This window comes from Subsaxibacter sp. CAU 1640, assembly GCF_023156585.1.
Taxonomy (GTDB): Bacteria; Bacteroidota; Bacteroidia; order Flavobacteriales; family Flavobacteriaceae; genus JBPOFM01.
The window spans coordinates 338,878-357,691 of sequence record NZ_JALNMI010000004.1 but is presented as its reverse complement, the minus strand read 5'-3'; the positions used below and the strand labels follow the sequence as shown (position 1 = coordinate 357,691).

General features: G+C 36.2%; 19 protein-coding genes and 1 other RNA gene. 11 read left to right on the top strand and 9 right to left on the bottom strand.

Annotated elements, in window-relative coordinates:
• Nucleotides 1-5 precede the first annotated feature (5 nt).
• Complete coding sequence (gene glyA / locus M0G43_RS11585; protein WP_248026675.1) at nucleotides 6-1,277, top strand: serine hydroxymethyltransferase; 1,272 nt, start codon at nucleotides 6-8, stop codon at nucleotides 1,275-1,277.
• A 64-nt stretch (nucleotides 1,278-1,341) separates the two neighbouring features.
• Here glyA and M0G43_RS11580 read toward each other — a convergent pair whose 3' ends face one another.
• The 3 genes from M0G43_RS11580 to M0G43_RS11570 form a co-directional block, all read right to left on the bottom strand.
• Nucleotides 1,342-2,895 (bottom strand): right-handed parallel beta-helix repeat-containing protein, encoded by a 1,554-nt coding sequence (locus M0G43_RS11580; RefSeq protein WP_248026673.1) that lies wholly within the window; start codon nucleotides 2,893-2,895, stop codon nucleotides 1,342-1,344.
• A 62-nt stretch (nucleotides 2,896-2,957) separates the two neighbouring features.
• Complete coding sequence (locus M0G43_RS11575; protein ID WP_248026672.1) at nucleotides 2,958-3,347, bottom strand: acyl-CoA thioesterase; 390 nt, start codon at nucleotides 3,345-3,347, stop codon at nucleotides 2,958-2,960.
• Between the two features lies 1 nt (nucleotide 3,348).
• Nucleotides 3,349-4,380, bottom strand: coding sequence for a glutaminyl-peptide cyclotransferase (locus tag M0G43_RS11570; protein ID WP_248026671.1), 1,032 nt, complete (start codon nucleotides 4,378-4,380; stop codon nucleotides 3,349-3,351).
• Nucleotides 4,381-4,468: 88 nt separating this feature from the next.
• Between M0G43_RS11570 and ffs the strand changes: the two genes are divergently transcribed.
• The 3 genes from ffs (at nucleotide 4,469) to fsa (ending at nucleotide 6,173) form a co-directional block, all read left to right on the top strand.
• Nucleotides 4,469-4,567: signal recognition particle sRNA small type (ffs, locus tag M0G43_RS11565), an RNA gene on the top strand.
• 105 nt (nucleotides 4,568-4,672) lie between these two features.
• The gene (locus M0G43_RS11560) at nucleotides 4,673-5,476 is read left to right on the top strand and encodes an SDR family oxidoreductase (protein ID WP_248026670.1); all 804 of its coding nucleotides are present in this window, start codon (nucleotides 4,673-4,675) and stop codon (nucleotides 5,474-5,476) included.
• A 43-nt stretch (nucleotides 5,477-5,519) separates the two neighbouring features.
• On the top strand, nucleotides 5,520-6,173 hold the full coding sequence (gene fsa / locus M0G43_RS11555; RefSeq protein ID WP_248026669.1) for a fructose-6-phosphate aldolase: 654 nt from the start codon (nucleotides 5,520-5,522) through the stop codon (nucleotides 6,171-6,173).
• Between the two features lie 31 nt (nucleotides 6,174-6,204).
• On the opposite strand, the gene M0G43_RS11550 is transcribed toward fsa, so the two are convergent.
• Nucleotides 6,205-7,683: a TlpA family protein disulfide reductase gene (locus M0G43_RS11550; RefSeq protein ID WP_248026668.1), complete on the bottom strand. Its 1,479-nt coding sequence runs from the start codon at nucleotides 7,681-7,683 to the stop codon at nucleotides 6,205-6,207.
• A gap of 118 nt (nucleotides 7,684-7,801) precedes the next feature.
• On the opposite strand from M0G43_RS11550, the gene M0G43_RS11545 reads away from it, so the two are divergent.
• Complete coding sequence (locus tag M0G43_RS11545) at nucleotides 7,802-9,427, top strand: ABC-F family ATP-binding cassette domain-containing protein (protein ID WP_248026667.1); 1,626 nt, start codon at nucleotides 7,802-7,804, stop codon at nucleotides 9,425-9,427.
• A 29-nt stretch (nucleotides 9,428-9,456) separates the two neighbouring features.
• Here M0G43_RS11545 and M0G43_RS11540 read toward each other — a convergent pair whose 3' ends face one another.
• Entirely contained in the window at nucleotides 9,457-9,693 is a 237-nt protein-coding gene (locus M0G43_RS11540) for a DUF2007 domain-containing protein (protein ID WP_248026666.1), read from the bottom strand.
• A gap of 182 nt (nucleotides 9,694-9,875) precedes the next feature.
• On the opposite strand from M0G43_RS11540, the gene M0G43_RS11535 reads away from it, so the two are divergent.
• Entirely contained in the window at nucleotides 9,876-10,448 is a 573-nt protein-coding gene (locus tag M0G43_RS11535; protein WP_248026665.1) for a fasciclin domain-containing protein, read from the top strand.
• Nucleotides 10,449-10,649: 201 nt separating this feature from the next.
• Nucleotides 10,650-12,905 carry a catalase/peroxidase HPI gene (gene katG, locus M0G43_RS11530; protein ID WP_248026664.1) on the top strand — a complete coding sequence of 752 codons (2,256 nt, stop codon included), beginning with the start codon at nucleotides 10,650-10,652 and terminating at the stop codon, nucleotides 12,903-12,905.
• A gap of 92 nt (nucleotides 12,906-12,997) precedes the next feature.
• On the opposite strand, the gene M0G43_RS11525 is transcribed toward katG, so the two are convergent.
• From M0G43_RS11525 to nhaC, 4 genes are all read right to left on the bottom strand, one after another.
• Nucleotides 12,998-13,255 (bottom strand): DUF6952 family protein, encoded by a 258-nt coding sequence (locus M0G43_RS11525; RefSeq protein WP_248026661.1) that lies wholly within the window; start codon nucleotides 13,253-13,255, stop codon nucleotides 12,998-13,000.
• Nucleotides 13,236-13,550, bottom strand: a complete 315-nt coding sequence (locus tag M0G43_RS11520) for a thioredoxin family protein (protein ID WP_248026659.1) — start codon at nucleotides 13,548-13,550, stop codon at nucleotides 13,236-13,238. Before M0G43_RS11520 ends, M0G43_RS11525 begins: the two co-directional genes overlap by 20 nt.
• Before the next feature lie 77 nt (nucleotides 13,551-13,627).
• Nucleotides 13,628-14,272: a peroxiredoxin gene (locus M0G43_RS11515; protein ID WP_248026657.1), complete on the bottom strand. Its 645-nt coding sequence runs from the start codon at nucleotides 14,270-14,272 to the stop codon at nucleotides 13,628-13,630.
• A gap of 210 nt (nucleotides 14,273-14,482) precedes the next feature.
• Nucleotides 14,483-15,967, bottom strand: a complete 1,485-nt coding sequence (nhaC, locus tag M0G43_RS11510) for a Na+/H+ antiporter NhaC (protein WP_248026656.1) — start codon at nucleotides 15,965-15,967, stop codon at nucleotides 14,483-14,485.
• A 96-nt stretch (nucleotides 15,968-16,063) separates the two neighbouring features.
• On the opposite strand from nhaC, the gene M0G43_RS11505 reads away from it, so the two are divergent.
• From M0G43_RS11505 to M0G43_RS11490, 4 genes are all read left to right on the top strand, one after another.
• The gene (locus tag M0G43_RS11505; protein WP_248026655.1) at nucleotides 16,064-16,483 is read left to right on the top strand and encodes a hypothetical protein; all 420 of its coding nucleotides are present in this window, start codon (nucleotides 16,064-16,066) and stop codon (nucleotides 16,481-16,483) included.
• Nucleotides 16,484-16,726: 243 nt separating this feature from the next.
• Nucleotides 16,727-17,623 carry a hypothetical protein gene (locus tag M0G43_RS11500; protein WP_248026654.1) on the top strand — a complete coding sequence of 299 codons (897 nt, stop codon included), beginning with the start codon at nucleotides 16,727-16,729 and terminating at the stop codon, nucleotides 17,621-17,623.
• Nucleotides 17,624-17,735: 112 nt separating this feature from the next.
• The gene (locus M0G43_RS11495; protein ID WP_248026653.1) at nucleotides 17,736-17,999 is read left to right on the top strand and encodes a hypothetical protein; all 264 of its coding nucleotides are present in this window, start codon (nucleotides 17,736-17,738) and stop codon (nucleotides 17,997-17,999) included.
• A 515-nt stretch (nucleotides 18,000-18,514) separates the two neighbouring features.
• Nucleotides 18,515-18,685: a hypothetical protein gene (locus M0G43_RS11490; protein ID WP_248026652.1), complete on the top strand. Its 171-nt coding sequence runs from the start codon at nucleotides 18,515-18,517 to the stop codon at nucleotides 18,683-18,685.
• Nucleotides 18,686-18,814: the final 129 nt, after the last annotated feature.

The window sequence follows — 18,814 nt, the reverse complement described above, 5'->3', positions numbered from 1 at the left end:
ACATTATGCAACGCGACCAACAGATTTTTGAACTTATTGAAGCCGAAAAAGAAAGGCAACTACATGGACTAGAGCTTATTGCTTCAGAAAATTTTGTAAGCAATCAAGTTATGGAGGCAGCAGGTTCTGTATTAACCAATAAATATGCAGAAGGTTACCCTGGAAAGCGTTATTATGGAGGTTGCGAAGTGGTAGATGAAGTAGAGCAAGTGGCAATTGATAGAGCAAAAACTTTGTTTGGAGCTAGTTATGTCAATGTACAGCCACATTCAGGCAGTCAGGCCAATACAGCAGTTTACTCAATGTGTCTTAAGCCTGGTGATAAAATTTTAGGATTTGATTTATCACACGGAGGTCATTTAACACACGGATCTCCAGTGAATTTTTCAGGAAAACTTTATCAACCATCATTTTATGGTGTTGATAAAGAAACAGGAAGAATTGATTATGATAAACTTGCCGATACAGCAAAAAAAGAACGGCCAAAATTGATCATCGCTGGAGCTTCTGCCTATTCTCGTGATATGGATTTTAAGAAATTCAGGGAAGTGGCTGATAGCGTTGGAGCAATTTTGATGGCAGATATTTCACATCCAGCAGGATTGATTGCCAAAGGAATTTTGAATGATCCAATGCCACATTGCCATATTGTAACGACGACCACACACAAAACGTTGCGTGGGCCAAGAGGTGGTATGATTATGATGGGTAAAGATTTTGAAAATCCTTTCGGTTTGAAAACCCCTAAAGGTGAATTGCGGATGATGTCGTCCCTGTTGGATTCTGGAGTGTTTCCGGGCAATCAAGGAGGGCCTTTGGAGCATATCATCGCTGCAAAAGCGATTGCATTTGGTGAAGCGTTAACAGATGATTTTCTACACTATATGTTACAAGTAAAAGCCAATGCAGAGGCTATGGCTGCTGCTTTTGTGTCTAAAGGATATAACATCATTTCAGAAGGTACGGATAATCATATGATGCTGATTGATTTAAGAAACAAAAATATAACAGGTAAAGACGCGGAACAGGCTTTGGTTAAAGCTGAAATTACGGTCAATAAAAACATGGTCCCTTTTGATGATAAATCCCCGTTTGTCACTTCTGGTATTCGTGTCGGAACTCCAGCCATCACAACTAGAGGGATGAAAGAGAAAGATATGGAAGTGATTGTTGAATTGATTGATGAAGTGATTCAAAACTATGATAAGGATTCAACTTTAGAGGCTGTCGGAGGAAAAGTCAATGAAATGATGAAAGGGAAACCATTATTTTCTTAAATCTAAAAAGCGATTAAAAAAGCCTGTCAACTATGGCAGGTTTTTTTATTTCTATATTTTGAAATTAATCTTCACAGTTACTGCCGTTATAGGCACCTAAATCTGGCATTGATGTTCTGGTGTTGCCTAAAATATCAGTAGTAACCATAAAATCACCACCTCGACCAATAGCAGGAGAGTCTTCATCACTACAGATCATCATTTTATTGTTTGATGAATCCTTAAATTTTGGATCTTGATTTAAGATGACTTCTTCGTATAAAGTTGTGTTGGTGAAATCATAATTTGGACCAGTAGGTACGTTGTTGGTATTCTGAAAACGCATCAAACAATTTGCAAATTTGAAGTTGAATGCAGCATGGTCATCTTCTTCCAACATAAATTCCGGGTTATCATTACCGTAAATGATACAATTGTTGAAATTAGCTTCTGTCAAATCATTTGTGAAAATTGCGTTATTTTCATCAATAATAAAATTGTTTAAAAACAAGGCAGGAAACTGTCTGAAACTACTGGTCCAATAGTTGGCAATAGTACAATGCGTAAAGTTGTACTTTCCTCCGTACGTTCCAGCGAAGGAAGATTGGCCAGCTTTATTAATGACCACGTTAGTGGCTGTGATAGACGTAGCTCTACCTAAAATGCCGAAGTTACTCGAATTATAAATTTGCGAGTTTGTAATAGTCAATTTGTCCAATGGTGCACCTTGATCATTTTCAGCCAAAATACCAACGGTTGCATTCTTAATGGTGGCGTGATTGATTTGGTTATCGACACTTCCGCTATAAAGCCAAATAGTTCCCCATTGACCAGGAATGTCAGAAAACAAAGGTTCCAAACGATCACCTTCAAATATGACCTCATTTTCCATCAATTCAGGATTATTACTAATTGCTCCTTCCACTTTCAACGATGCATTGTTAGTGACCAACAAGCCCGAATTGGCGTGAAAGTGAACTCTTGCACCAGCTTCAATCGTTAAGGTTTCGCCTGCATCGACAGCTGCATAACCATAAATTACATACGGTTTTTCATTGGTAAAAGTCAATTCATCATCTTCTAAAAAACGGCCTTGCAATGTGGTTTCATCATCCGTTCCATCTCCATCAACATCAAAAGTCAAGGTTTCAATGACGCCTTCGGAGTTTCGATTTGGATAGATGAACACCGCATCTTTCACTAAAGTCACCAGTTCTACTTTTTGCAAGTTGGAACCACTATCAAATTCTATGGCATCGGTATATAAAAACTGGTTGTCTGCAGCTACAACGGTTTGAATGTCAAAGGTGGTTTCGATGAAAATGAACATACTATCTTTTGCAAGCAACTCAATGTTTTGAAATTCTTTGCCAGCCATTCCATCAACATTCAATCGATAGTTGGATGCCTGACCTTGACCCAAACGAACAGTCGGAATCACAATATCATTGTCACTTCTATTATACACTTTAAGATTGTAGGTGCTAGAACCGATGCTTGTAAAAACCGTATCGAGATAAACAGTGTCTTTTGAAAATTGAAGGTTGCCTGTGCTTGGTTCGAACTCAAAATCCTTTCTGCAGGAGCTCCAAAGAATCAATACACAAATAGTAATAGCGAATGATAGAAATCTTTTCATAAAAAATCAGTATGGTCAAAAATATAACTTTTGGGACAATGAATTAGTATTCAAAACTGAAATTAATTGAATAAATCGACAATCTCTTTAGGAATTCGAGCAGGACGTTTTGAGGAAACATTCATAAAGCACCACGTTGTTTCTGAAGTTGCAAGTAGTTTGTTGGTGTTTTCATCATAAATTTCAACCATTCGAATAGAGGTTACACCTTCAGATTTTTTGACGTAAGTCACCATTTTCAAAACATCACCAAGAATCGCTTCATTTTTGTATTCGATGGTATGTTTCATAAGAACCCAGAAGAAGGATTCTTGGATATCTTCGGAAGCTTTTGACTTCCAATGTGCTTCTGCAATATCTTGAACCCATTGCACATACCGAACATTGTTGACGTGGTTAAGATGGTCCAAATCTTCTTGTTCTACGATATGATGTTTTTCGAAAGTTTGCATCTTATTGCTGTAAAAATACTTCGACCTCAAATAATTTATCCCAATCCTTACCAGTCACAAAAATGGTGTTCGTTTGAGGATTGTATGCTATACCGTTCAAAACATCCAATTGCGGATGCTGTGTGACCAATTCTTTTAAGGGTGAAAAGTCGATAACACCTTCAACAGCACCATTTTTAGGGTTGATGATGGCAACACCATTACGTTGGTAGATATTGGCGTATATTTTGCCATCTATCCATTCCAATTCATTCAAACTTGGAATTTTTCCGTTATTGGTATATACCTGAATGAAATTTTGTTCAGTATAATTATTAGCATCCAAAGTCCAGATTTTGTCAGTTCCGTCTGATTTGTACAACTTACTGCCATCGTTGCACAATCCCCAACCTTCTTTACTTTTGCCGTATTTGAAGGTTCCAGTCTTTTCCAAAGTTTTCACATCATAGATAAAACCTGTGTTTTCGCGCCAAGTCAACTGATATAATTTGTCATTTAAAACGGTTAAACCTTCGGCAAAAAACTGATTGGTTAAACTGATATTTTGTAAAACTTCACCCGTTTTGTAATTCACTTTGCGAAGTTTTGACTCACCGTATTGCCCTGTACTTTCGAAGAGTTCACCATTATGAAATTCCAGTCCTTGTGTGTATGATGTGATGTCGTGTGGATATTCGTTAATGATTTTATAAGAATATATCTTCGGAGATTCATTGTTTAAAACGATGATTTTGGTCGAAACTTCTTCCGAAGTGTCTTCGTAGGTCACTTTTGCAGTGATGGTTTGTTCTCCCAAATTCGAATTCACCTTGAAATTTTCAGAAATTTTTTCGCCATTCAATTGATAAGAAACTGATGTTATTTCTAGATTAGTTGGGTTGTTAATGGAAAGTTTAAGGGTTTTTCCTAATTCAATAGTGTTTTTTTCAGCATCCGTAGCTATTGAAAAATTGTTTTTTTTAGGGTCAGAATCACCACAGGTCCATAAAAAAATGCTTAAGGCAGTGATTGTAAAAAGTTTAGCGAAAGACATAGCTTTGATTGAATTTTCAAGCAAGTTATTTAATTAAATTCAGTTTAAAAAATCATTGCGAAAGTATTAAAAGATTGTATCTTTGCAGCGGCAAGTCCTACACAACCAGCTCCTGTTGAATCCTCCAGGGCGGGAACGCAGCAAAGGTAAACGGTCGTAGCGGTGTGATGTAGGTAGCTTGCCTTTTTTTTTTTTTGAATTCCTGCGAAGGCAGGAACCCCTATCAAAACTTCTTCCTATTTTAGCCATATTTGTAAATTGTTCATCATTCATTGTTAATTTTTAATTGAATATGTCTAAAGTTGTATTGATAACAGGTGGTTCTTCAGGTATTGGAAAATCCATAGGCGAGTTTTTATCAACTAAAGATTTCAAGGTTTACGGAACCAGTAGAAATCCGGAGCGTTACGCTCAAACCTCATTTGAATTGGTGCAACTCGATGTCTCTGATGTTGCTTCCATAGAAAAAGCCATCACAACTGTCATCGAAAAGGAAGGAAGATTTGATGTTCTCATCAACAACGCTGGCGCAGGAATTACAGGTCCTGTGGAAGAAATTCCAATGGAAGAAATAAAACGAAATTTTGAAACCAATTTTTTCGGGCCTATCAATGTTATCAAATCTGTCTTGCCTCAAATGAGACGACAAAATTCAGGATTGATTATAAATATTACCTCCATCGCAGGTTATATGGGCTTACCATATAGAGGCGTTTACAGCGCAAGTAAAGGTGCATTGGAGTTGATAACCGAAGCAATACGAATGGAAATAAAGGATTTTAACATCCAGATGACCAATGTTGCTCCTGGTGATTTTGCCACAAATATTGCTGCTGGCCGCTATCACGCTCCAGTATTGGATGATTCTCCTTATAAAAATCCATATGGCAATACTTTAAAGTTGATGGATGAACACGTAGATTCAGGAAAAGATCCATTATTGATGGCGAAGGCAATTCACGAAATCATTTTAACCGAAAAACCAAAAGTCCATTATAAAGTGGGTGAGTTTATGCAAAAATTCTCGATAGTTTTGAAGCGTATTCTTCCTGATAAAGTTTATGAGAAAATGTTGCAAAATCATTATAAGTTGTAAATTTGCATCACTTTAAAAACACAACTTAAACAAATTATATCTAATGAAATTTTTTATCGATACTGCTAATCTAGAGCAGATTAAGGAAGCACAAGATATGGGGATTTTGGATGGTGTAACCACAAACCCATCGCTCATGGCTAAAGAAGGTATCACTGGTACCAATAACATTTTGAAGCACTACGTAGATATTTGCAATCTTGTTGATGGTGATGTCAGCGCAGAAGTGATTGCAACCGATTTTGAAGGAATGGTGAAAGAAGGTGAGGCGTTGGCTGACCTGCACGATCAAATTGTAGTGAAGCTTCCGATGATAAAAGATGGTGTGAAAGCTTGTAAATATTTCAGCGATAAAGGTATCAAAACCAATATGACATTAGTGTTTTCTCCTGGACAAGCTCTATTGGCTGCAAAAGCTGGTGCAACATACGTTTCACCGTTTATAGGCCGTTTGGACGATATTTCTACAGATGGATTGAACCTAATTGCCGAAATTCGTATGATTTATGATAACTACGGCTTTGACACTGAAATTCTAGCTGCTTCTGTTCGTCACACAATGCACGTAATTGACTGTGCGAAACTAGGCGCAGATGTGATGACAGGTCCTTTGAGTTCGATTACAGGATTGTTAAACCATCCTTTGACGGATATCGGTTTAGAGAAATTCTTGGCTGATTACAAGAAAGGAAATTAATAATTAAGAAAATTATAATTGAAAGAGCTCACTATTTATTTGTGAGCTTTTTTGTTTGCAATAGTTGTGCCAATTCATCTTCAAATTCCGAAGTAAATATCATGGCGTTTGAAGTAATGATTTTACCATCTTTATCAACTAAAATTGATCTATTCACCGAATTAATTGCCAAGTCGTTCATGGCTTCTTTGGAATCGACAAAACGATATTCATCTGTGGTTGGAAATTTATATTGGGTTAAAGTTGTTTCCCAATGTGTTTTATCATCATCATTGATATTAATGCCTATAAAATCCATTTGGGGAAATTTAGATTTCAAAGATTTGACCTTATAATGACTGTTTCTTAAAAGCATCGGAAGGTTGGATGACCAAAAATAAATGAGCGTCGGTTGTTTAACAAGACTCACTAATTCTACTTCATTATCTTTATCATCCATAAGCTTGATATTTGGCACTACATTACCAGCTTTAAGTCGTTTCACTGAACTCACCAATTTCTTAATATAGTCTTTGTCGCTTTCGCTGGTGCTTCGTTGCAAATAAAAACTTAACATTTCATTGATTTCAGAGCTATCTTGACTGACCGTTACAAAATCACGCGTCGTATATTTTAAAAGGTGATTTTTAATTTTGTCACTATCTATGAGACTATCCATCAAACGTAACTTCTCTAAATTATAAACTGCTGATTTATTATCAAAAACTACATTATGTGTTGCCGTTTCATAGTATTTCCCTAAAGCCAAATTGTTGAAATGATAAAAAAGGAATCTGTAATATGGAATCACACCAGCCAGTTCTTCATTATTATATTCTACGTCGGACCGAAAATCATAAAAACCTTCTGGTAAATCCTTATAATGGATCAGATTATTATAACCGTAATAACCAAAAGGATATAGTTCTTTATTGTAATAGTAATCGTAGTTTATATTGCTCTTTGCAATCATTTTAAAAAGTGGTGAATACTCTTTTTGTGCTAAAAATTGGTCAAGCTCTGCAAGCTTTTTTTCTCTATCTGCAATTAAGACTTCTTCAAACTTTTTAGGTTCCATGTCCCACATCAGCTTCATGAATTTTTTGTTGTCACTTTCATTTTCAACAAAAACACCAATCAAATAGTTGTTTTTTCTGGCACCATTTCCAGTAAACACCAATGATTCGTCAAAATCTATGGTATTCAATCGTATCATTATGCTATCAGAAGGTTCAAAAAGTATTCTTTGATATTCGCCTCCATGAATAAAAGTGTACAAACCAGCTTTGGCTAGAGGCATTTTTTCAAAAAAGCGATTGTTTTGGTCTAAATACAACGTATCAGATTCGTCTTCAGGACTGTTCAGTACCACGTAATCATTGTTAGGATTGATGATTTCCCCTCCAAAATAAACATAACCATCCTCACTTTCCGAATTGCCTTTACAGTCCAAAAGTGTGAATAGTGTCAATAATAATAAAACTCGAATCATCATGATGTGCGCGGCCGTCAGCTTTAAACTTATAAACAAAAATAAAATTTGTAGACTGATACAGTTGTTAAGGCGCTGTTAAATGTTTTTAGGGCATTTTTATAAGTTTTTTGATATCGAAGCTTTTAACTACTTTTGCAAAAAATTTAAACAGTCTATGTTATCAGTTTCGAATCTTTCAGTACAGTTTGGTAAACGTGTTCTCTTTGATGAGGTCAATACCATCTTTAATCAAGGCAATTGCTATGGTATTATTGGTGCCAACGGTTCAGGTAAATCAACGTTTTTAAAGATATTATCTGGCAAAATGGATCCAACTTCTGGGCATGTGCACCTTGAGTCAGGAAAACGTATGTCTGTTTTAGAGCAAGACCATAATCTTTATGATGAACACACCGTTTTAGAAACTGTGTTGATGGGGAATAAGCCGTTATTCAATTTAAAAACTCAAATTGATGCTTTGTACGCCGATTATAGCGATGAAAATGTAGAGAAAATTGGTGAGTTGCAAGTTCAGTTTGAAGAAATGAACGGTTGGAACGCTGATAGTGATGCTGCTGCGATGCTTTCAAACTTGGGAATTAAGGAAGAATTTCATTATACCCTGATGAAAGATATGGATGGTAAACAAAAAGTCCGTGTGCTATTGGCGCAGGCCTTGTTCGGCAATCCTGATGTATTGATTATGGATGAGCCTACCAACGACTTGGATTACGAAACCATCAACTGGTTAGAAACATTTTTGGCAAATTATGACAATTGTGTCATCGTAGTTTCGCACGATAGGCACTTTCTTGATTCGGTTTGTACGCATATCTCTGATATCGATTTTGGAAAAATCAATCACTATTCAGGTAATTATACATTTTGGTATGAATCGTCTCAATTAGCAGCGAGACAGCGTGCACAACAGAATAAAAAGGCTGAAGAGAAGAAGAAAGAATTGGAGGAGTTTATTCGTCGTTTTTCTGCGAACGTTGCAAAGTCAAAGCAAGCAACAAGTAGAAAGAAAATGATTGACAAATTGAACATTGCCGACATCAAACCTTCAAGCCGTAGATATCCAGCCATTATTTTTGAGCGTGAAAGAGAAGCTGGAGATCAAATTTTGAATGTTTCAGGTTTGGCAGCTTCTGCTGATGGAGAAACGTTATTTCAGAATATCGATATCAATTTGAACAAAGGTGATAAAGTAGTGGTGTATTCAAGAGATTCAAGAGCTACCACTGCATTCTATCAAATCATCAATGGAAATGAAAAGGCTGATGCAGGAACTTATTCTTGGGGAATTACAACCACACAATCCTATTTACCTTTGGATAACAGCGAATTTTTCGAAAACAAATTGACCTTGGTTGATTGGTTGCGTCAATGGGCAACTACCGAAGAAGAGCGCGAGGAAGTGTATATCCGAGGATTTTTGGGCAAGATGATTTTTAGTGGTGAAGAAGCGCTTAAAACATCAAATGTATTGTCTGGAGGAGAAAAAGTGCGTTGTATGTTGAGCAGAATGATGATGATGAGAGCCAATGTATTGATGCTTGATGAGCCGACCAATCACTTGGATTTGGAAAGTATCACAGCGTTTAATAATTCATTGAAAAACTTTAAAGGAACAGTTCTATTTACAACTCACGATCATGAATTTGCTCAAACGGTTGCCAATCGAGTCATCGAATTGACACCAAGCGGTATCATTGATAGATATATGACGTTTGATGAATATATGGATGACAAGAAAATAAAAGAATTGCGAGACAAGATGTATTCTGTCACTGCCTAAAATAAAAAGTCCTTTTCAAAGGACTTTTTTTATACTTCCAAATCAGCTTTTACAGCTTCAATAATCGGAATGGCAAAATCCAGCTCTTCTCGAGAAACATATAATTCTTGATAGCCAGAATTCGCTGAACTAAAACCAGAATGTCTGCCCAGTCCAGACTCTTCTTTTACAACGGCATTGATGCCTGCACTTTCGAGTCTGTCCATAGCTAACTGTACGATGATAAACGTACCAGAAAACACTTTAATATAATCTCTTTCTTCCATAATCATTCGCTTCTAATAACTGTTCTTAAGATACAAAAAATTGCTCATAACTAAATAAAGCAATTCAAATATTCTTCCAAAAATTCGATTTTCAAGTTAATTGTTTGTTAAAGCAGAAATAGGTAAAACCGTTGATTCATTAATCACGTAGGTATTGGCAAAACAATCTTAAAACAATTATTATGAAAACGAAAAAATTATTAGGTATTGCAATCTTCGTAGTTGCATTGTTCTTTTCTCAAGATTTCAATGCACAAAGCAAAATGGAGAAAACCAAAATGGTAGGAGGTGCGGAAATGTATCCTTCAAAAAATATTGTTGAAAATGCAGTGAACTCTAAAGACCACACAACGTTGGTTGCAGCGGTAAAAGCAGCAGATTTAGTTGATGTACTGGCTAGCAAAGGACCATTTACAGTATTCGCTCCTACTAATGCTGCCTTTGACAATTTACCTAAAGGAACAGTTGAAACACTATTGAAACCAGAAAACAAAGAAAAACTTCAAACAGTTTTGAAATACCACGTGGTTTCTGGAAAATGGAATGCAAATGATATTGCTGAACTTATTAAAAAAGGAAATGGCAAAGCGAAAATAGAAACCGTGAGCGGTGGAACTTTGACTGCTTGGGCAAAAGGAAAAGATGTGTATGTTACTGATGAAAACGGAAATTCGGCTAAAGTAACAATTGCTGATGTCAATCAATCTAATGGTGTGATTCACGTGATTGACAAAGTATTGTTGCCTAAAGGCTAAAATGTAAAGTATAAGATTAATTTAATTAATCTTTAGGTTGGTTAGACCTCTTCAGAATTTTCTGGAGAGGTTTTTTGTTGAAGATAGTTGATTCAATAAGTTTTATCAATTTCAATATTTTGTATAAAAATTGACAGGTTATCAATTTCTGATTTGTATTGTTTAATTTTAAAAATTATCAACTACGTAAAACAATCAAAAATGGAAAACAACAAGCATTCTGAACACGGAAACGATGGTAAAGCCTGGGAAGTAAATGAATCTGAAGCAGGAAAATGTCCTTTTTCAAGTGGCGCAATCAAAAAATCTGCTGGTAGAGGAACTTCAAATAGAGACTGGTGGCCAAACATGTTAAATATTGGCATTCTACGTCAAAACTCATCCTTGTCCAATCCCATGGATAAGGATTTTAATTATGCAGAAGAATTCAAAAAATTGGATTTAGCGGCAGTCAAACAGGATTTATACGATCTTATGACCGATTCACAAGATTGGTGGCCTGCAGATTATGGTCATTATGGACCGTTCATGATCAGGATGGCTTGGCATAGTGCTGGTACCTATCGTATTGCTGATGGACGTGGTGGCGGAGGTTCTGGTACACAGCGTTTCGCACCTTTAAATAGTTGGCCTGATAATGCCAATTTAGATAAAGCACGTTTGTTGCTATGGCCGATCAAGCAAAAATATGGTAGAAGTCTGTCTTGGGCAGATTTGATGATTTTGGCTGGAAACTGTGCCCACGAATCTATGGGCTTGAAAATGTTTGGTTTTGCAGGTGGAAGAGAAGATGTCTGGGAGCCAGAGGAAGATATTTATTGGGGTTCTGAAGGCGAATGGCTTGGTAATAAGGATAGATATATGGATGATGAACTGGAAAATCCATTAGGAGCTGCACATATGGGATTGATTTATGTAAATCCAGAAGGTCATAATGCAAATCCAGATCCTGTGGAATCAGCTCATTATATTCGTGAAACGTTCGGTCGAATGGCGATGAATGATTATGAGACTGTGGCATTGATTGCAGGCGGACATACCTTCGGAAAAACACACGGAGCCGCAGATCCAAATAAATATGTAAAGGAAGAACCAGCAGCAGCAGGCATCGAAGCGCAAGGAATGGGCTGGGCCAACAGCTACGGCAGTGGAATGGGTGCAGACACCATCACCAGTGGTATTGAAGGTGCTTGGACTGATACACCAACAAAGTGGAGTCATACATTTTTCAAAAATCTTTTTGAATATGAGTGGGAATTGACCAAAAGCCCAGCTGGAGCTCACCAATGGCGTCCAAAAAATAATGAAGGAGCAGGCACAGTGCCAGATGCACACGATCCAACAAAGAAACACGCACCTTTTATGTTAACGACAGACTTGTCATTGCGAATGGATCCGATTTATGAAAAGATCTCAAGACATTTTTACGAAAATCCAGAAGAGTTTGCAGATGCGTATGCTCGTGCTTGGTTCAAACTGACGCATCGTGATATGGGGCCAATCGATAGATATTTAGGACCAGAAGTGCCACAAGAAGAATTGATTTGGCAAGACCCAGTTCCTAAAGCGTCATATGATTTGGTGAATGATTCTGACGTATCAAGTTTGAAAAGTAAAATCCTCGATTCTGGATTATCAGTTTCTGAATTGGTTTCAACAGCCTGGGCTTCGGCTTCAACATTTAGAGGATCAGACAAGCGAGGCGGCGCTAATGGTGGACGTATTCGTTTGGCACCGCAAAAGGATTGGACAGTTAATAACCCTACGCAATTATCTAAAGTATTAAAAACTTACGAGAAGATTCAAAAGGAATTTAATGAAGCTCAATCTGGAAATAAAAAAGTTTCAATTGCAGATTTGATTGTCATCGGAGGAAATGCAGCTGTGGAAAAAGCAGCCAGCAATGCAGGTGTTAATGTTTCAGTACCTTTCAAGGCTGGTAGAACTGATGCGACCCAAGAACAAACTGATGTGGATTCATTTGCGGCATTAGAACCTAGATCTGATGGGTTTAGAAACTACATCGGAAAAACGCACGAAGCGTCTGCAGAAGAAATGCTTGTGGATAGAGCACAATTATTGACGCTGACTGCACCTGAAATGACTGTTTTGGTTGGCGGATTGAGAGTATTGAACACTAATTTCAATGGTTCCAAACACGGTATATTTACAGACAAAAAAGAATCGCTGACAAATGATTTTTTCCTCAACTTACTGGATATGTCAACTACTTGGAAAGCCACTTCCGATGCTCAAAATGAGTTTGAAGGTCGTGACCGCAGAACAGGACAAGTAAAATGGACAGGATCAAGAGTTGATTTGATTTTTGGTTCCAATTCTGAATTGCGTGCCATTGCCGAAGTTTACGGGTGTCAAGATTCCAAAGAGAAATTTGTAAACGATTTTGTGTCAGCTTGGACAAAGGTGATGAATTTAGATCGTTATGATTTGAAATAATAAAGTTCTTTGGTAATAAAGAGCTTTGAGATTAATAGCAAAAAACCACTTCAACTGAAGTGGTTTTTATTTGTTAATAGTTTTCAGCTATTTTATTTGTCAATAGAGCCAAGCACTCGCGACATAAAATTATTTAAAGCCTCTTTCTTTGGAGTGCCATCCTTCACCATTTTATGGACTTCAAGCGCGCCATACATATTGGATATCAATTCACCAATGACATCAAGCTCTTCATCTTTTAAAGAAGGGACTTCGGTAAGGTTTTCTAAAGTTTCGATGGTTTCTACCACAAAATCCTCATCGTTATTCTCTATAAATTGAGTCAAATGTTTAATTACTGGCAACTTCATCTACTAGTTCTTTTAAAACTTCAAACTTATTTGTTTGAACTTGATTTACAAACGCACCTTTTTTAAATGTAGCAAACGTCGGAAGATTATCAACTGTTGCCAATTGTCTTGAATTCGGGAATTTTTCAGCATCAGCCATTACAAATGTGATACGTTCATTCTCTGTCGCCAATTTTTTAAATTTAGGCTTCATGATTCGGCAATTGCCGCACCAGCTTGCTGAATATTGCACTACAACCGTATCGTTATCAGATACCAATTGATTCAAATTGTCTTTTTCTAATTCTGTGATCATCAGTTAAAATGATTAAAAATTAAAATACCAAATTCCGTTAAGAAGAACTCTCGGAATTTGGTATCTATATAGTTTATTTAGTTCAAGTGTGCTGATAAGTATTCAGCAACACCCTCACGATTTGCATTCATGGCGTTTTTGCCTTCTTCCCAGTTGGCAGGGCAAACTTCACCTTTTTCCTGAACGTGTGTCAAGGCATCAATCAAGCGTAAATATTCGTTGACATTTCTTCCCAACGGCATATTGTTGATGCTTTCGTGTTGTACAGTTCCCTCTTCATCAATAATGTAAGTAGCTCTGTACGTAACGTTATCACCTTCCACCGTGAACAAACCAGTTTCTTCATTGAAGGTTTCTTCAGTAATATCTAAAATACCCAATGTTGAAGCAAGGTTTCTATTTGAATCAGCCAATAGAGGATAGGTAACGCCTTCAATACCACCATTATCTTTCGCAGTATTCAACCAAGCAAAATGAACTTCAGCAGTATCGCAAGATGCACCAATAACGATTGTGTTGCGTTTTTCAAATTCAGCCAAAGCAGCTTGAAATGCATGCAATTCTGTTGGACATACAAAGGTGAAATCCTTTGGATACCAGAATAACAATACTTTCTTGTTGTTATTTTTTGCCTCTTCAAGAACGTTCAACTTAAAAGTGTCTCCCATTTCGTTCATTGCGTTGACGCTCAAATTTGGAAATTTTTTTCCTACAAATGCCATGTGTTTTTTGTTTTTAAGATTATTAAATTATGCTGCAAATGTACCTCTGGTAAGAGAGATTTCATCATTCATATTAATTATATAAACTAATAACAAAATAGTGTGGCTGTATGGCTTCAGAAAAGACGATTTAAATCTGCCAAATCAATAATTTTTAAGGTTGAAAACTACCAACCTCATAAATTAGCCATCAAAAGCATGAAGAATTATTTATTTAGCAGTTGTAAGTTGCCTGATTTTTATTTGAAAAGCCGCAAACAGTAAGGTCATAAACGGACTCAACCAATTAAAAATGGCGTAACCAGCGTAATGTAGTGTATCGACACCTAACACACCACTTTGATAGGCGCCGCAAGTATTCCACGGTACCAATACGGAAGTTACAGTACCTGAATCTTCGAGTGTTCTGGAGAGGTTTTCTGGTGCTAGACCTTTATCTTTAAAAGCTTTTGCATACATTTTACCTGGAACTACAATGGCTAAATATTGGTCACTTGCCGTCACATTTAAGGCTAAACAGCTGGCAACAGTACTTGCAAACAATCCGAAGGTGGTATGGAATAATTTTAATAATGCCTTGCTAATTGTGGTCAAAGCTCCGATGCCATCCATAATGCCACCAAACACCATTGCGCAAAGAATCAACCAAATGGTACCAAGCATTTTGCTCATACCGCCAGCCGTAAAAAGACCTTGCAAGGCTTCATTTTCCGTTGGTATGGCTGTATCAACAGTGATGGCATTCATAATTCCTTTGTAGCCTGAAGTAAAATTGAGGGTTTCACTTCCTCCGATGGCGGCTACAATATTTGGTTGAAAGATAAGTGCAGCCAGACCTCCTAATAAGGTTCCAATCAGTAGGGCAATTAATGGTGGAGTTTTCTTAACAATCAACACAATTACTATAACAGGTGCTACAAAAAGCCAAGGACTGACATTAATTGCCGAATCTATGTCTTGTAAGATAAGATGTGTATCAGCAGCACCTTTCGGTTCTAGATTAAGACCGATGATGATGAACACTAACAACGCCACTATCACGGTTGGGGTTGTTGTGTAAAGCATGTAACGAATATGCGTGAACAAGTCAGTTCCCGCCATAGCAGGAGCAAGGTTGGTAGTGTCACTCATTGGAGAGATTTTATCTCCAAAATAGGCTCCGGAAATTACGGCACCAGCCGTCATTCCCAAAGGTACGCCCAATGCTTCTGCAATACCTATCAACGCTATCCCGACGGTTGCTGATGTCGTCCAACTACTACCTGTTGCCACAGAAATGATGGCGCAGATAATGACACACGCTGCCAAGAATATGGTAGGATTCAACACTTGAAGTCCATAATAGATCATGGTCGGAATGATGCCACTGATAAGCCAAGTACCGGCCAGTGCTCCCACCATCAACAGTATTAAGATGGCGCCTCCTGTGGATTTGATGTTTTCAGACACTTCCTCCATCATTTGGTCGAAACTGACCTTGTTAAAGAACCCGACAATGGCAGCAACCGCACCGCCCAAAAGGAGAATGAATTGATTGGACCCAGAAAGTGCCTCATCGCCATAGGTATAGACGTTAAAGGCCAACATACCCACCAAAACAACTACGGGAATCAGGGCTTCCCATATACTTAATTCCTTGTTTTCAACTACATGTTCATCTTGTGGCACTCGTGGTTTGATGTCTTGGCTTTCCATTTGGATATTTTAGTTAGGAGTTATTTACGGAATGTAATGTTACGATTTTATAAATAGCTGTGCAAATATGACTCGGTGGAATGAAAACGTAAACAGTTGGTTGAAGGGAGTAGGCAGTTTGCAGTGGCAGTTAGCAGAGGTTTTGGGTTGTTATTGTATTTTGTTTTGAATTTAGTAGTTGCGGAAGGGTATTCTGACTCCGCACTTGACTTTTCTAACTCCGCACTTGACTTTTTTAAGTCCGCACTTACCAATTCCGACTCCGCAGTTGACTTTTTTAACTCCGCACTTAGGTATTCTGACTCCGCACTTGCTAATTCTGACTCCGCACTTAAGTTTTTTAACTCCGCAGTTGGCTATTCTGACTCCGCACTTAGGTTTTTTAACTCCGCACTTGACATTTCTAACTCCGCACTTGCTAATTCTGACTCCGCACTTACTAATTCTGACTACGGGGTTGCCAGTTCTGACTCCGAGGTTGCCAATTCTGATTCTGGGGCTGCGAATTTTGGGTAATGTTAAATTAGCTGTGTAAAGTTGTACAGCAGCAGCGATCAGTACAAACAGATAAGCCGCTTCAAGTTCACGCGCACCAAATAAGTTACCGTTTAATTCTTTTTACATTCCCACGGCAGTGGGGGTCTAACGATTAAGACATTTTGAAGATGTCTTGAAACTTATGTTAATATCTAATCATAAAACCCATTCAATCAAATGAATGGGTTTGTTATTTTTATAAAAAATCACCAAAATACAATTATGGCAGAAGAAATAACATTTAAAAACAATCTAAAAAAATGGTTAGACAATGTTAAAGCTTATACACCAGTTTTTTTAGTTATTATTACTTTATTAGGAGCAATATGGCAAGGCTTATCATTAATGAGTTTTGGTATGCCATATTTAAGATTCTTTTCTTTATCTCAATTAGTTCCAGATGGAATAATATTAATGATATTGGTCCCACTTGTATCATTCATTCCTGTTTTGATGGCAATAATTGCACTTTACGTTTTTAGACCTGTTGTAAAAAGACTTGATACATATTATAAAATAGTATTACCCACGGTTGGCATTTCAAGTGGGATTTATGAGGGATTTAATATAGCAAAAAGAATTTATGAGGGAAAGGGAGTATTTGGGTTTATCGAATCTAAAGATTTTATGGTTCTAGTATTAAGCATAATGGGTATGGTTGTTTTATTTAGTGTGAATTTTGAAAAAGTAACAGTTGTAAAGACCAAATTGCAAAAAGTTAAAAAAATATTGTTCCTAATATTGCATCCTTTTAGTAGATTAACTGCAGTAATTAATCTTTTGATAATTGTTATACTTACCTTGAACTATGTCGAAAGATTTGGCAGAAACAATACAATCCCTAAAAATTTCGTCAACTATGATTACTTTGAAGACTATATGTATGATAATTATGGATTATTAGTAGATTATTATCACATAGCATATTTTAATGATAAGTATATTTTTGTTAAATACCATCCAGATAAAATGATGCCACATAGCATTCCAATAAATGAAAATTATGAATATAGCATTTTAGTTCTTGAAATTGACAAATTGTTTCCACCAGAAGGCTATAAAATGATGGAACCTAAGATTAATTATGAATCTAAACTTAAAAAGGATTCAATTCAGTAATATCCAATAATAATCATTACCCTTGATAGCAAATAATTTCAAGGGTTTATCCCTTAAATCATTGCTACATTTTAAAGCAACACCTAACTACAATTTGTGGTAATTTTGTTTTATGTATTTCACAAGCTATTACGCAACACAAGTTCTTTATTTGGGTGTTCCGACACTGAATAAAGAACAACATAAAAGACTGTTGAATATTCTGATAATCGAGAACCTGATTTCAGAACTAAAAACATTCAATACAAACGGACAAGCAAATAAAAGGTTGCAGCAATTGCACAAGAAGCTTCAAATCCTAACAAGAGGGATGCAGCCAAACAGACTTCTTGAAAATATGGTTTATCAATCGGTTTTGAAAGTTCCTAATAATTAGTTATTAATTGCCAGATAAAAAATATGAACGTAATAATTTCAATCAAAAACAATATATTTTCTTTAATGACTTTCTTTTGTTTCTTTTTCATTTTGAGGGGCTAGATCTAATTAATTATTATTTATAGATTTTATATCAAATATCTCAAAATTCTAGTGATTCATTAGGTGAAATAATTAATATATCGATTAAGTGGTTAATGTTATAAAACTATTCTTACATTAATTGAAAAAGATGTAATCGGGTCATTATATCTTAAGATTTTACTTGCTTTAACTATTTGACTGCACTTAATAATCTAGACAACATTTAATATTAATCTTTTACTATTCATCAAGAAGAAACAAAAACAACTGATTTAAATTATGTTATGAAAAAATTCAATACTTTTAGGCTTAATTAATCAATCTTAATTTGTGAAGCAAGAAATCACCATTAGACTTTCATTTATAAGAAGAATATTAATGTGCTATTGCATAATTTATCTATTTTTTCTGATAAATAATATTCTTAACATGAAAGGTTCAGCTGAACCAATTGAAATAATCTCAAGTACATTCAAATATGTGTTTTTAACTATGGAAGGTTTCAAATTGACTTCACTGTTTGCTATAGGATTTCTTGTTGTAGCTTACATATTGGAGTTTTTATATAAGAATTTTAAGGTGACCGTAAAAGAAGAATAAAGCATCTTATATTATGAGATTTTATGTTATAATATTAAAATCAGCTTCAATGAAAAAACTATTAACCTTAATGCACTTTATTCCTTTTATTTCTTTTCGTCAAGAATTCAATGGATATCAAACCCGATG

Coding starts and splice junctions, on each gene's coding strand:
- glyA (WP_248026675.1), top strand. CDS start 6: ATGCAACGCGACCAACAGATTTTTGAACTTATTGAAGCCGAAAAAGAA.
- M0G43_RS11580 (WP_248026673.1), bottom strand. CDS start 2,895: ATGAAAAGATTTCTATCATTCGCTATTACTATTTGTGTATTGATTCTT.
- M0G43_RS11575 (WP_248026672.1), bottom strand. CDS start 3,347: ATGCAAACTTTCGAAAAACATCATATCGTAGAACAAGAAGATTTGGAC.
- M0G43_RS11570 (WP_248026671.1), bottom strand. CDS start 4,380: ATGTCTTTCGCTAAACTTTTTACAATCACTGCCTTAAGCATTTTTTTA.
- M0G43_RS11560 (WP_248026670.1), top strand. CDS start 4,673: ATGTCTAAAGTTGTATTGATAACAGGTGGTTCTTCAGGTATTGGAAAA.
- fsa (WP_248026669.1), top strand. CDS start 5,520: ATGAAATTTTTTATCGATACTGCTAATCTAGAGCAGATTAAGGAAGCA.
- M0G43_RS11545 (WP_248026667.1), top strand. CDS start 7,802: ATGTTATCAGTTTCGAATCTTTCAGTACAGTTTGGTAAACGTGTTCTC.
- M0G43_RS11540 (WP_248026666.1), bottom strand. CDS start 9,693: ATGGAAGAAAGAGATTATATTAAAGTGTTTTCTGGTACGTTTATCATC.
- M0G43_RS11535 (WP_248026665.1), top strand. CDS start 9,876: ATGAAAACGAAAAAATTATTAGGTATTGCAATCTTCGTAGTTGCATTG.
- katG (WP_248026664.1), top strand. CDS start 10,650: ATGGAAAACAACAAGCATTCTGAACACGGAAACGATGGTAAAGCCTGG.
- M0G43_RS11525 (WP_248026661.1), bottom strand. CDS start 13,255: ATGAAGTTGCCAGTAATTAAACATTTGACTCAATTTATAGAGAATAAC.
- M0G43_RS11520 (WP_248026659.1), bottom strand. CDS start 13,550: ATGATCACAGAATTAGAAAAAGACAATTTGAATCAATTGGTATCTGAT.
- M0G43_RS11515 (WP_248026657.1), bottom strand. CDS start 14,272: ATGGCATTTGTAGGAAAAAAATTTCCAAATTTGAGCGTCAACGCAATG.
- nhaC (WP_248026656.1), bottom strand. CDS start 15,967: ATGGAAAGCCAAGACATCAAACCACGAGTGCCACAAGATGAACATGTA.
- M0G43_RS11500 (WP_248026654.1), top strand. CDS start 16,727: ATGGCAGAAGAAATAACATTTAAAAACAATCTAAAAAAATGGTTAGAC.
- M0G43_RS11495 (WP_248026653.1), top strand. CDS start 17,736: ATGTATTTCACAAGCTATTACGCAACACAAGTTCTTTATTTGGGTGTT.
- M0G43_RS11490 (WP_248026652.1), top strand. CDS start 18,515: ATGAAAGGTTCAGCTGAACCAATTGAAATAATCTCAAGTACATTCAAA.